Here is a 12,200-nt window from a genome sequence, read left to right as displayed (position 1 = left end):
GAGCGGCGCGTTTCTGCAGGCCCAACCCGGTTTCTTGTTGTCGCCGAAGTAGATGAAAGTGCCGCTCTCCTGGTCTATGGCATCGGGCCAGTCCGGATCATCGAGCGAAGTCTTCAGGGCGACGAGACTGGGATTGTCGAGGCTGCCACGATATCTAAAGCCGCCTTGGTTTGAAACGTCCAACAGCCTGGGCAACGGATCGTCGGCTGCGCTACCCTTGCGATCACCCTGATAGATGGCATCGACAATCAGGGGAGACCGAGCGGCCTCCGTGAACGGTATTAGTCGTCCCTTTGACACGCTTCCTCCGCGCTTCGTTTGCCGAGTGGCGCGCATTGCTTGCCCGGTTCGTCACGGAGCGGCTGCGGGATCAGCGCTCGTCTATCACTGACGCACTACTTTTTTCGAACGCTTGCACGGGATCCGGACCGCTGCGGCGGCCGAGCGGACCCGGCGTGGTGCGATCTCTTCATCGAGCACATCGGCGCTTCCCCCGCCCAGGAGGGAGCCGACGACTGCCCGCATCACCGGCGCGCAGACGCCGTTCCCAAGCACCTTGATCTTGTCCCGGCGCGTTCCGTGATCGAGCTCAAACTTCACGCCCTCGCCGCAATGGTCCTTGAGATGCGTCAATCCCATCGCCCGCTTGAGTTCGGGGACCTGCAGCATCCTGAGAGTGGGAGCATTGTCGACCCACTGAACGAGTCCGAAGCGGTCCAGCGTCGTAAGCGTACGTAGGGGACGGTCGAGACGCTGCCAACCACCGGCGCGGTCCGAGCCGTAGTAGACGATCAGGAAGTCTTTCTTGCGTCCGAGTTCAGCAATGCCACGCTCCACGCGCTCGATGGTCGATGCGGCCCGCTTGCCGTTGTAGACGGGTTCGGCCGGATAGGTGCCCACCCGGTCAAGGATGCTCCAAGCGTCACGTTCGCTCCGGATGATCGGCTTCACCACCGAAGGCGTGCCCAGCTTGTCGCCCACGATGAAAAGCCGCCTTCGGTTCTGCGGCGTTCCGAAGTCGGCGGCGTCGAGCGGCTCGATCCTGAGATGGTAGGTCTTCTTCAGGGTGGTGATCAGGTCGTCGAAACCGGGCCAATGACGCATCGGCGTGACGTTCTCGAGAACGATCCAGCGCGGATCCAACTTCTTGATGAAGTTCATCACGTACCAGCCGGAGCGCTGGCTCTCGGTGTCGACCGGCTTGTTGCCGCGCGCTATCGAATGATGGGTGCATTCAGGGGAGGCGATCAGCATGTCGACCTTGCTGACGCGACTGAAGATTTCCGGACCGCTGCGGTCGGACAACCGCGTGTTGACGACTTCGGCCTCCCTGAAGTTGGACCGATACGTCTCAGCAGCGATATCCCAGGCGTCCACGGCTCCGACCATGGTGAGGCCGGCGTGTCGCGCACCAGCGCTGCCGCAACCACCGCCGGAGAAGAGATCAATTGCCTTCATTTGCAGTCCTTTTGGCGTTTGGGCGCCTTACCTATCAGCTGTTCAGAAAGCGATCGCACTCGGCGAACGAACATGGTTTACGCGGATTAAGAACTGCCTACGGCCCAGTTCGAGGCTCGGCGAAGCGGGCGGGGGATCTTTGGATTGTTCGCGAGAGCGGCCTTGAGGTAGATGGCGTCCTTGCAGAACTCCTCGGCAGTTTCGCAGATCTCTCCGAGCGCCTTGGCACGTGCTGTGGCCCTTTCTGGATGGACGAAAAAACTGTTCGCGAGCTCGTCGGCTAGTGCGCCGGCATCAATATTCTCCGCCCTGCAGCAGGTGATGACGTCTTGAAGATCATGATTAACAGATGCCGCGGCGAGTCGGGCGGTCTTCATCTGCTCGTCCAGGTGGGCGGCCATGTCGGCGTCGAGCAGGGGGGCGCCCGCGTCGGTCTGCAGGTCGGCGAAGGATCCGGCCAGCGGGATCTCGATGCCGTCGTCGAGGAGCGAACAGATCTATTCCACGTAGTTCGACCCGTCCCGACGCAGATTGTCAGGAACGTCGAATATCGGCTCCCATTCGCCGTTTGATGAAGTGCTCTGATCGCCGGACATGACCATCTGCCGTTTGTGTCGGGTCACCATGCCAGGCCGACCCGCATTACGCCAGGTCGCGGGAGTCCTTCGCCAACAGAATTTTTTCGAGGCATAGGGAAGGGGACTTGCGGACCTGATGCTCCCAGAGGCGGACCACCTTCCAGCCCGCCCTCCGGAGAGCGCGGAAGTTTTTCAGGTCCCTCCTGATGTTGCCCTCGATCTTGCTTTCCCAGTGCTCAGAGAGCTTCAGCCTCCACGTGGGAAACCGCCAGCCGTGCCAGAAATCTCCGTCGACGAAGATCGCGACCTTGATGTCTCGCAGCACGAAGTCGGGGCGCCCAGGCAAGTCCTTGCAATGCTCTTCCCACTGCAGGCCGGCGCCGGCCATGAGTTCCGCTACCGCACGCTCGGGTTTAGTGCCCTTGCCCCGGATCCTGGACATCAGGGCGCTCCGGGTCTCAGGACTCATGATGTCCCCCCGGTGAAGTCGAATCGGAGGTTCTCCCACCGCCTTTTTCCTGGAACGGCTTGCGTAAGTCATTGATAGATAGGAGAATTAGAATAAGGGGGCACTTTAGGCATGGAAGTCCACGATCGGCTCGAAAGCAAGCTCACACAAGGAGATTTCCTTGTGAACATGCTGCGCGTGGCGCGATCAGATGGGCCGCGCCTGGAGCAGGCCTTCATCGAACACGTCGGCAACCTGGCCGAGAAGCTTAGCCATTTCCTCCGGAGCAACGGCCTCATACGGAAGGCCGAATATGAGCCGGCCAAGTTCTGGGCTCGACAGAGGGGCCGGGCATTCGGCTTCGTCGACGGCGGCGTGGCCTCCATCGACCTGCCGGGGGCATCGCCTCTCGGCATCCGGGTAGGGAGCTACGTGGTGCGGCCGGGAGATGAAACGGACCGCCGCGAGGAGTTCAAGATCGAGTTCTCCATTGTGGACGATCTGTACGCTGAGAGTCCCTCCACGTTCGCCGTACCTGACGACCTCGAAGACCGCTACGGCGATAGAGCCAAGCTGCGCGATGCGGCCAGGATCATCTCGGAAATTGCTGCGGCGCTTGCCTTGATCCGCAGACGGTCCGACGTGAAGACGGTGCTAGTGCATGGCCCCTTGATCAATCCCGCCGCTCCCTATGGGCCACCGGGCTTTCCGTTCTTTACCGCCGATACGGCGGAAAAACTGTTCGGTGCTCCTGTGCCGAGCGAGAAGCGTCATTTCGTGCCGCTGTACCGCGAAGTCCTCGAGCGGGTGAAGGCTTGCTCAACGCAGGCGTTCGGCGTCGTCGAGCGCGATGGGGGCGGCCGCGCGCTGCTCCTGAGGGTTCTTGAGGAGATGAACCGGGCCGGCGACCTGCCGGACAAGAACTACGCCGCGGGCAACGCTTTGCTGCGGAAGTACGATCTGTCGGACACGCAGATACTCGATGTTATTCTTGGTCCGGGTGAATACCTCGAACCGAAAGTCGTCCCCCGTCAGGAGCCCAGCAACAAGTGGCCGAAGGATTGGGAGGAGAGTCTCAAGTTCTATCCCAATCCATTGACGACCTACCTCAAACCTTCCGAGACGGTTCGCCCCTTCAGGGTGGAGACATTCGAGGGGACCGAGGACTACCAGGAGGCGATGACGTTGATCCTGGCGACTGCTCGGCTGCTGCCTGGCTATGGCTTCCCGGTGGCGCTCGACATCGTCGACAAGTACGCGAAGGTGCCTAGCTGGCTCAGCAGGGAAATCGGCGCCGGGCATAAAGCCGTACTGCTCAGAAAGGCGTTCGAACAGGATGATCGGCGACTCCAGGAATACGCGATCAAGATGCTTTCTGTGAGCAGCAGAGACTGGTTCTTCAGGCCCAAGGCATAAGAGGCGATCGAGATGACGTGGATCACCGACCCAGAGAACATGATCGGCACTGTCGTCGGCAATACTTCGACCGATAGCTACCGCTTTATCCTGCGCAGCCTCCGCGCCAAGGTCGGCGACATCGTCGCGACGTTGTCCAAAATCCCGGATGACAGCCGCAAGCACGAAGACGCGATCATTTGGGGGCGGATCGTCTCGATCGATCGGCACAACCCTTTCTTCCCTGCCGAGGCCGCACAGGAACTGGCCGAACAGAACCTCGAGCTGATCAACACGGTGCTTTCCACCAGCCGCGATTATTTGAACGCGGAGGTACTCATCCTAGGGTCTTCTGGAGCGGATTCCGGGGCGAGGGCGGATCTTTCTCCCCTCACATATCCGGTGCAGCCCGCAGCAAGAGTCGTCAATCCGCCCGCAGCCAGCATTCGGAAGCTGCTTGGAGCTGGACAGGACAACGCGCCCAAGCTCCACGTCGGGACGCTTCTTGGGCGCGCCGACGTGGACGTCTCTTTTGCAGCCAACAAGGTCGTGTCACGCCACCTCGCGATTCTCGCGATGACAGGGGGCGGAAAGACGGTCGCAGCCCGCCGGATCATCCTGGCGCTCATCGAACATGGCTATCCCATCGTGATTTTCGACCCTCACGGCGATTATCTCGGTCTCCAAGAACATCGGTCAAAGCTGCCGCCCGGCACCGAGGTCAAGCTTTTCTATCCCATGATGAAGGTCTCGGAAGAGAACGTCACCATAGTGTCCGATCTCCTTGCCAAGATGGGTAAGAAGATGACGGAGGCACAGCACGACTTCTTTAACAAGCTGGTGACCGAGAACAACGTGGTCGACGGCATGAAGGCCTCGGACTACATCCGGAGGCTCATAGAGCACGCAGAGAACACCTTCAACAAGCTCCAACGGAAGGACAGCGAGGCAGAGTCCGAAGACTCTCCCAAGAAGTTTGGTGCGAGCACGATCAATGCGGTCAAACGCTCTCTGACCTTCGTTCTGAGCGCGCTCATGCAGATGGAGCAGAACAACAAGGCCCTCGTCGAGAGGCTGAAGGACGACTACGTCTTCAGCGAGATGCCGGATCCGAAGCGCGACCCCGAAGACATCGTCCGGAAGAAACAGGTCTCAATATTCTATCTGGCCGGTTACGATCACCTGACGCAGTCGACGATCGTGTCGATCGTGCTCGATGCCCTGTTTTCGCATCGGGCGTCGCTGACCAACAGGATACCTCCGTTCCAGACCGTTCTCGAAGAGGCCCATAACTTCATCCCCAGCCGCCAGGAGGGGACCGACGAAACCCCCTCGCTGGCGACCGTTCGCAAGGTCATCACAGAGGGACGAAAATTTGGCACAGGCCTGATGATCATTTCCCAGCGGCCCGCGCGCCTTGATGAGACGATCCTGACGCAGTGCAACAGCTTCCTTGTCCTGCGGCTAGTAAATCCGAAGGACAAGAGCTTCGTCCGCTCTGTGATGGAAAATCTTTCCGAATCCGACGCAAACATCCTTCAGACGTTCGGGCCAGGTCAGGGTATCGTTTCGGGGCAGGCCGTGCAGTTTCCCCTGCTCGTGAAGGTCCAGCACGACGAGCAATTCAAGAATTCGAAGATCGGCGACGAGGACTTCCTGAAAGCCGCCGCCGAATGGGACGAGAAGGCAACTCGAGCACGCAACCGCAATGCTTTCGTGGAAACCGAGCCCAAGTCTGCGAAAGAAACTGCGTCGGGCAAAAGCGCTGACGCTTCGATCTCGGGAGCCAAGGCTAAAAAGGGCAACGGGCCGAAAGCTGAGCCGGCCGAACTGAAATTCAGCGTCGTCAGCAAGCGCAAGCGCTAGGTCGGTCTGACCACTTCATGGCTGATCGCGTGCCGGGCGATCCGACCGGCGTGCTTGGCCTGGGCGGGAGATGGATTCTTTCTCCATCCGCCGACGGCCATATTCTGCATCGTGGCCACGATCTTGCGTTCGAAATCGCTAAGTGCTCGAGTTTCTGCGGCCCACACAGCAATCTGCGTCCAGGCGCGCTCGTTCAGCCGTCGACACAGCTCGACGTCTTCGATGTTGCCGGCGTCGACCTCCGCGACCTTGGTGCCGTTGACGGGCTGTCCGTTAACGTGCGGCACTGAAGTCACGGCGTCTGAAAGAGGGGGAGCCGAGAGCAACGGATCCTGATCCTCGGGCAGCGCCTCCGGCGGCAATTCCTTCGCGATCAGCTTGGCTTTGCTCACCGCCTCCCAGCAACCATCTTTCTTGCACCATTCGGTGACGTTCTGACCGTTCGCGGAGCCTACGACCGCCTTCTGGATGACCGTGGCCCATTGCTGCAATAGATCGGCCAGTTCGTCCGACGGACCTTGCTCGAGCCAGACGCGATCGAGTCGGAAGCAGTCCTTGAACTCGAGTGCGCAGCGAGCGACGAGATAGGCAGTGATTTGGGCACGATAAGCGGGAACGCCTGCACTTCGTACCGCCTTAGCCGCCCGTTCAAAGATGATGCCCTTGGCAATCAGGTCGCGGTAGAACTGCTGATCCGGATCCTGCCTTCCCGGCAAGAACTGATCGAGCTTGTTCATGAACTGATTGAAGTTCTTCTGAGCTCCGAGGCATACCTTCTGCGGCTCGCAGTTCCAGGCCATCATGTAGGCCGCGAGATCAGTCTTTCCGAACTTCTTGTCCTTCGGACATTCCTCGCGGAACTCTTTCTTCTTCTTCGGGGTGGTGCCGTACCGAATGTAAGCTGCTTCATAGCTCCCACGCGCGCGCTCATAGAACCAGCGGCTTACTCCGTCCGGGCACCACACGTCGTTCGACAGATCCTCGATCTGGCGATGAAACTTGATGTTCGACTGCAGATCTGCCGCCTTGATGGGGTTCTGCGTGTTCGCATACTCGGTGATCCGAGGAATGAACTCTTCCAGATCGTCCGCATCCACCCTGGTGAGCTTCACCGCGACATGGATCTGGGTGACGTCCTCTTTGGCCTTCCGAGCCCGATGAATCGTGCTGGTGGTCTGCGCGCCGTTGACGATCTGGAAGCCGATCAGTTTCTTGATAACGGTATGACCGTGTTCGAGACCCGCCTCGATAACGTCGGCAGTTGCGCAGATGCCGTTGTTGTAGGCGAGAAAGCGCACAGGAGCGGTCTTGATCGTCTCCAGCATCTTCCTGTTCACGCCGGTCTTCGGCTGGAGATATGAGCGCAGGTTGAGTTCGTAGAGCTTCGAACCGTACCGCTCGAAGATCTTGTAGAGCGTTTCCCCGTCGAGCGTCAGCAGATAGGTCTTGTAGTTGTAGTCCTTGCCGCTCACCTCGATGCAGGGAACACCATTTCCGAGCAATTGTTCAAAATCAACCTGGATGTCGGAGCGACGAATGGTGACATCGGAAATCCGGTAGAGGCGGTCGATGTCGTACTGCTCGCTCCGAAATGAGATACCGGCGCCTTCGGCGTTCGAGATTGCCCAGTCGATCCGGGCGTTGGAAGCGACGATGACTTGGACCTCTTTCAGCTCGCCGAGGTGGTCCCTGATGTGCTTGACCAGTTCCACGACCTCAGGACGCTCGTCGAGCTCTCGGCCGGCTGATACCACTGTCACCAGGTTGAAGGCGTGACGGACCAGTCCTTCGAATTCAGTCTTCGCTACAGCGCCGCCGTCCTGCTGGTAGGCGGTCGTAACCAGGCGAAGGGTGCCGGTGTCGTCGATCGGCGCGTATCCCCGAACGGTCACCTTGTTGCGACCGACGCGCTCATTGATCGTGCACGGCACGAATTCGGGGAGGCCGCCGTCCTGGGCGATATACGCTCCTGCTACTTCCGCGAAGGCTGCCTGGATCTCATCGTCGTCAGGAGACTCCTTGGTCAGTTTGTTTGCAACTTCCGCGTCAAGGCGCCGAGAGAATTCGCTCCCCTTCTCCTCCTCAATCGTGGTGATCCGCTGCTCAGACACTTTTCCCCCTGCCTGCAGAACTTGTCACGCGGAAGTCGCAGGATGCAACTGTCAGGTGAGCCTCATAGGCCTATCCTTTGACAGAATCTAGCTTTTCCGGTGGAAAAACAGAAGCTTGTGGGGCGCAAATCCAGGGTTTTCTATCCTTCCCGTGAAAGTGCGGGGGCGCCGGCGACGCGGCATCTCGGCCCGGACCTCGCGAAGGCTGCGTCGGGCCTAACCCCCCGTCGCCACAAGCGTCGGGTGAAGGACGAATTCGGCGCTGTCGTTGTCACGGATGAGCGAGGCGAGGTATTGCCGTGTGTAACCCACGTCGAAAATGTACCGAGGCGCCCCGTTGTCGAGCACGCCCAAGCTGCCGTTCCAGAGCATCACGTCTATCAGCTTGTTCACGTCGTCGCCGTTCGGAATCTTCCTGCCAGCGATGTATTTGATCTTCCCGCGAGTGAGATCGTTCCTCTGCTGGACAATCTCGAAGAGCAAGCTGGCACCGTTCGCGACGGCCTGATCCGCACACCGACGATTGAATGAAAGAGAAGTACACGTAATGGCAATACCGTTTCACAAGGAGATCGTGATCGGCAGCTTCCCCGTGGCCGCAGCGGGCCTGCTCCACTGGGTGCTAAATCGTCCGGCCGGGCGCCATTTGAAAAAAACCCGCCGTCTCCGGCGGGTTTCTTTTTACCGCAAAGGGATGCGGTCTATCTTTGGGGTGCTTTGCGGCGCACTTTGGCTGAATACGGCCATCCTATGCCAGCGTTTACACAGCAACTTGTGGAAGTGGTAGTTAGCTACAGCCGGTCGTCGACCCGCACGTATCACACTTCATACAAGTCCCATTCCGCACCAGCGTGAAGTTGCCGCACTCCGAGCACATCTCGCCTTCGTAGCCCTTGGCTTTGGCTTCGGCGCGGCGCTCGGCTTTGGTGGGGGTCGCGGTCGTGGCGGCGGTGGTGGCTTTGCTCCATTGCAGGGCTTCGAGTCGCTCGGTCGGCGACATCTCGGTCTGGACTTCCTGCTTCAGCGCGGTGGCGCCGTCGAGGACGTCGCCGACGCGGGACGCGGCGAGGGCGGTGGTGGCCGGCGCCGGGGCGTGGCCGGTGGCGGTGCCGCGCATCACCACCAGATTGTCGGTGCGCGAGCGGGTCAGGCCCTTGGACAGGTACTTGGTCGCCGCGGCGTGGCCGGCCGAGGCGGTGCCTTCCGGCGCCTTGCCCTCGTCGACGCCCTTGCCGATGGCGTCGAAGCCGGTCTCGCTGGGATCGACATGGGCGAGGTCGTAGCGGCCCATGTAGCTGACGGCGAGTTCGCGGAACACGTAGTCGAGGATCGAGGTGGCGTACTTGATCGAGTCGTTGCCCTGGACCGGGCCGGCCGGCTCGAACCGCGTGAAGGTGAAGGCGTCGACATACTCCTCCAGCGGAACGCCGTATTGCAGACCCAGCGACACCGCGATGGCGAAGTTGTTGATGAAGGAGCGCAGCGCCGCGCCTTCCTTGTGCATGTCGATGAAGATCTCGCCGATCCGGCCGTCGTCGTATTCGCCGGTTCGCAAGTACACCTTGTGGCCGCCGACCACCGCCTTCTGGGTGTAGCCCTTGCGGCGGTCCGGCATCTTCTCGCGCTCGCGCATCACCACGATGCGCTCGACCAGGCGCTCGACCACCTTCTCGGAGACCTGCGCGGCACGCGCCGCCATCGGCTTCTCCAGGAACGTATCGATATCGTCCTCGTCGTCCTCGTCGGCGATGAGCTGCGATTGCAGCGGCTGCGACAGCTTTGAGCCGTCGCGGTAGAGCGCGTTGGCCTTCAGCGCCAGCTTCCACGACAGCATGTAGGCGGACTTGCAGTCCTCCACCGTGGCGTCGTTGGGCATGTTGATGGTCTTGGAGATCGCGCCGGAGATGAACGGCTGCGACGCCGCCATCATGCGGATGTGGCTCTCGACCGAGAGATAGCGCTTGCCGATCTTGCCACAGGGATTGGCGCAATCGAACACCGCGTAGTGCTCGGGCTTGAGGTGCGGCGCGCCTTCGACCGTCATGGCGCCGCAGATGTGAATGTTGGCGGCCTCGATCTCGCGCTTGGTGAAGCCGAGCGCGGCGAGGAGGTCGAAGTTCGGCTCGGCGATCTTGTCCGCGTCGATCTTCAGCGTCTCTTTCAGGAAGTCCTCGCCGAACGTCCATTTGTTGAAGGCGAACTTGATGTCGAACGCGGTCGGCAGCGCCTTTTCGACCTTGGCAAGGGCTTCACCGGTGAAGCCCTTGGCCGCCAGGGTGGTGTGGTTGATGGCCGGCGCGTTGCTGAGCGAGCCGTGGCCGACGGCGTAGGCGGTGATCTCTTCGATCTGGTGCTCGGGATAGCCGAGCACGCGCAGCGCGGCGGGCACGGCGCGGTTGATGATCTTGAAGTAGCCGCCGCCGGCCAGCTTCTTGAACTTCACCAGCGCGAAGTCGGGCTCGATGCCGGTGGTGTCGCAGTCCATGACAAGGCCGATGGTGCCGGTCGGCGCCACCACGGTCACTTGCGCGTTGCGGTAGCCGTGCAGTTCGCCGAGCTCGAGGGCGCGGTCCCACGCCGCCTTGGCGTGCGCCACGGCGTCCGGGATCGGGCAGGAGGCGTGATCGAGCGGCACCGGATTGACCGACAGCGCTTCATAGACGCGGCTCTCGCCGTGCGCGGCGCGGCGGTGATTGCGGATGACGCGCAGCATATGCGCGGCGTTCTTCTTGTAGCCGGGGAAGGCGCCGAGCTTGGCGGCCATCTCGGCCGAGGTCGCGTAGGCGGTGCCGGTCATGATGGCGGAGAGGGCGCCGCACAGCGCGCGGCCTTCCTTGGAGTCGTAGGACAGGCCCATGGTCATGAGCAGGCCGCCGATATTGGCGAAGCCGAGGCCGAGGGTGCGGAATTCGTAGCTCAGCTCGGCGATCTGCTTACTCGGGAACTGCGCCATCAGCACCGAGATTTCGAGCACGACGGTCCACAGCTTGCACAGATGCTCGAAGGCGCCGAGGTCGAAGCTGGCGGTCTCGACATTGTAGAACGACAGCAGATTGGCCGAGGCCAGATTGCAGGCGGTGTCGTCGAGGAACATGTACTCCGAGCACGGATTCGACGCGCGGATGTCGCCGGACGCCTTGCAGGTGTGCCAGTCGTTCATCGTGGTGTTGAAGTGCAGGCCGGGATCGGCCGACGCCCAGGCGGCGGTGCCGATCTTCTCCCACAGGTCGCGCGCCTTCAGCGTCTTCACGACCTTCTTGTTGGTGCGCGAGGTCAGCTGCCAGTCGCCGTCGGTCTCGACGGCGCGCAGGAAGTCGTCCTTCAGCGACACCGAGTTGTTGGAGTTCTGGCCGGAGACGGTGAGATAGGCTTCGCTATCCCAATCGGTGTCGTAGATCGGGAAGTCGATGTCCTTGTAGCCCTGCTTGGCGTACTGGATGACGCGCTTGATCATCGCATCGGCCACCAGCGCGCGGCGCGCCAGCTTGACCTCGCGGCGCAGGGCAGGGTTCTTCTCGGGATCGAAGCAGTCGTCGCCCGAACCTTCGCAATTGACGCAGGCCTTGAGGATGGCCTTGAGGTGCTTCTGGTTGAGCTTGGAGCCGGTGACGAGGGCGGCGACCTTCTGCTCCTCCTTCACCTTCCAGTCGATATAGGCCTCGATGTCCGGGTGATCGACATCGACCACCACCATCTTGGCGGCGCGGCGGGTGGTGCCGCCCGACTTGATGGCGCCGGCGGCGCGGTCGCCGATCTTCAGGAAGCTCATCAGGCCGCTCGACTTGCCGCCGCCGGAGAGGCGCTCGCCTTCGCCGCGCAGCCGCGAGAAGTTGGAGCCGGTGCCGGAGCCGTATTTGAACAGGCGGGCTTCACGCACCCACAGGTCCATGATGCCGCCCTCGTTGACGAGGTCGTCCTCGATGCCCTGGATGAAGCAGGCGTGCGGCTGCGGATGCTCGTAGGCCGACTTCGACTTGGTGAGCTTGCCGGTCTTGTGATCGACGTAGTAGTGGCCCTGGCCGGGGCCGTCGACGCCGTAGGCCCAGTGCAGGCCGGTGTTGAACCACTGCGGCGAATTCGGCGCCACCATCTGCATCGCCAGCATGTAGCGCAGCTCGTCGTAGAACGCGCGGGCGGCGTCTTCGGAAGCGAAGTAATTGCCCTTCCAGCCCCAATAGGTCCAGCAGCCGGCGAGGCGGTCGAACACCTGCTTGGAGGATTGTTCGCTGATGTAGCGCTCGTTCTCGGGCAGGGCGGACAAAGCGTCGGTGTCGGGCACCGAGCGCCACAGCCACGACGGCACGGTCTCTTCCTCGACCTTCTTCAGGCGCGCGGCGACGCCGG

At 61.3% G+C, this 12,200-nt stretch carries 9 protein-coding genes; 3 read left to right on the top strand and 6 right to left on the bottom strand.

Translation table 11 applies throughout. The features are described 5' to 3' along the window. The 4 genes from I5M_RS32930 to I5M_RS25010 all read right to left on the bottom strand — a co-directional run. Window positions 1-300, bottom strand: a 300-nt coding sequence (locus I5M_RS32930; protein ID WP_210161628.1) for a hypothetical protein, incomplete at its 3' end; no start/stop codon positions are given. A gap of 84 nt (window positions 301-384) precedes the next feature. After that, complete coding sequence (locus tag I5M_RS25025; RefSeq protein WP_022723903.1) at window positions 385-1,458, bottom strand: DNA cytosine methyltransferase; 1,074 nt, start codon at window positions 1,456-1,458, stop codon at window positions 385-387. An 86-nt stretch (window positions 1,459-1,544) separates the two neighbouring features. After that, window positions 1,545-1,859, bottom strand: coding sequence for a hypothetical protein (locus I5M_RS25020; protein WP_022723902.1), 315 nt, complete (start codon window positions 1,857-1,859; stop codon window positions 1,545-1,547). Between the two features lie 241 nt (window positions 1,860-2,100). After that, window positions 2,101-2,505 carry a very short patch repair endonuclease gene (locus I5M_RS25010; protein ID WP_031337495.1) on the bottom strand — a complete coding sequence of 135 codons (405 nt, stop codon included), beginning with the start codon at window positions 2,503-2,505 and terminating at the stop codon, window positions 2,101-2,103. A gap of 111 nt (window positions 2,506-2,616) precedes the next feature. On the opposite strand from I5M_RS25010, the gene I5M_RS25005 reads away from it, so the two are divergent. Further along, window positions 2,617-3,900, top strand: a complete 1,284-nt coding sequence (locus I5M_RS25005) for a DNA double-strand break repair nuclease NurA (RefSeq protein ID WP_022723899.1) — start codon at window positions 2,617-2,619, stop codon at window positions 3,898-3,900. A 12-nt stretch (window positions 3,901-3,912) separates the two neighbouring features. Further along, entirely contained in the window at window positions 3,913-5,745 is a 1,833-nt protein-coding gene (locus tag I5M_RS25000) for an ATP-binding protein (RefSeq protein WP_022723898.1), read from the top strand. Here I5M_RS25000 and I5M_RS24995 read toward each other — a convergent pair. Beyond that, entirely contained in the window at window positions 5,742-7,856 is a 2,115-nt protein-coding gene (locus tag I5M_RS24995) for an AIPR family protein (protein ID WP_022723897.1), read from the bottom strand. The two genes, I5M_RS25000 and I5M_RS24995, sit on opposite strands and share 4 nt — an antisense overlap. 243 nt (window positions 7,857-8,099) lie before the next feature. On the opposite strand from I5M_RS24995, the gene I5M_RS32460 reads away from it, so the two are divergent. Then, a complete protein-coding gene (locus I5M_RS32460; protein WP_148287958.1) occupies window positions 8,100-8,387 on the top strand; it encodes a hypothetical protein in 288 nt (95 codons plus the stop codon). Between the two features lie 256 nt (window positions 8,388-8,643). Here the strand turns inward: I5M_RS32460 and I5M_RS24980 are convergent. Continuing rightward, a partial coding sequence (locus I5M_RS24980) for a vitamin B12-dependent ribonucleotide reductase (protein ID WP_022723894.1) occupies window positions 8,644-12,200 on the bottom strand: 3,557 nt, incomplete at its 5' end.

The organism is Rhodopseudomonas sp. B29 (genome assembly GCF_000333455.1).
Lineage (GTDB): Bacteria > Pseudomonadota > Alphaproteobacteria > Rhizobiales > Xanthobacteraceae > Rhodopseudomonas.
This window is presented reverse-complemented; position numbering and strand designations above follow the sequence as displayed.

What these genes read in the sequence shown, in the direction of transcription:
- I5M_RS25025 (WP_022723903.1), bottom strand. Translation starts at nt 1,458, where the DNA reads ATGAAGGCAATTGATCTCTTCTCCGGCGGTGGTTGCGGCAGCGCTGGT.
- I5M_RS25020 (WP_022723902.1), bottom strand. Translation starts at nt 1,859, where the DNA reads ATGGCCGCCCACCTGGACGAGCAGATGAAGACCGCCCGACTCGCCGCG.
- I5M_RS25010 (WP_031337495.1), bottom strand. Translation starts at nt 2,505, where the DNA reads ATGAGTCCTGAGACCCGGAGCGCCCTGATGTCCAGGATCCGGGGCAAG.
- I5M_RS25005 (WP_022723899.1), top strand. Translation starts at nt 2,617, where the DNA reads ATGGAAGTCCACGATCGGCTCGAAAGCAAGCTCACACAAGGAGATTTC.
- I5M_RS25000 (WP_022723898.1), top strand. Translation starts at nt 3,913, where the DNA reads ATGACGTGGATCACCGACCCAGAGAACATGATCGGCACTGTCGTCGGC.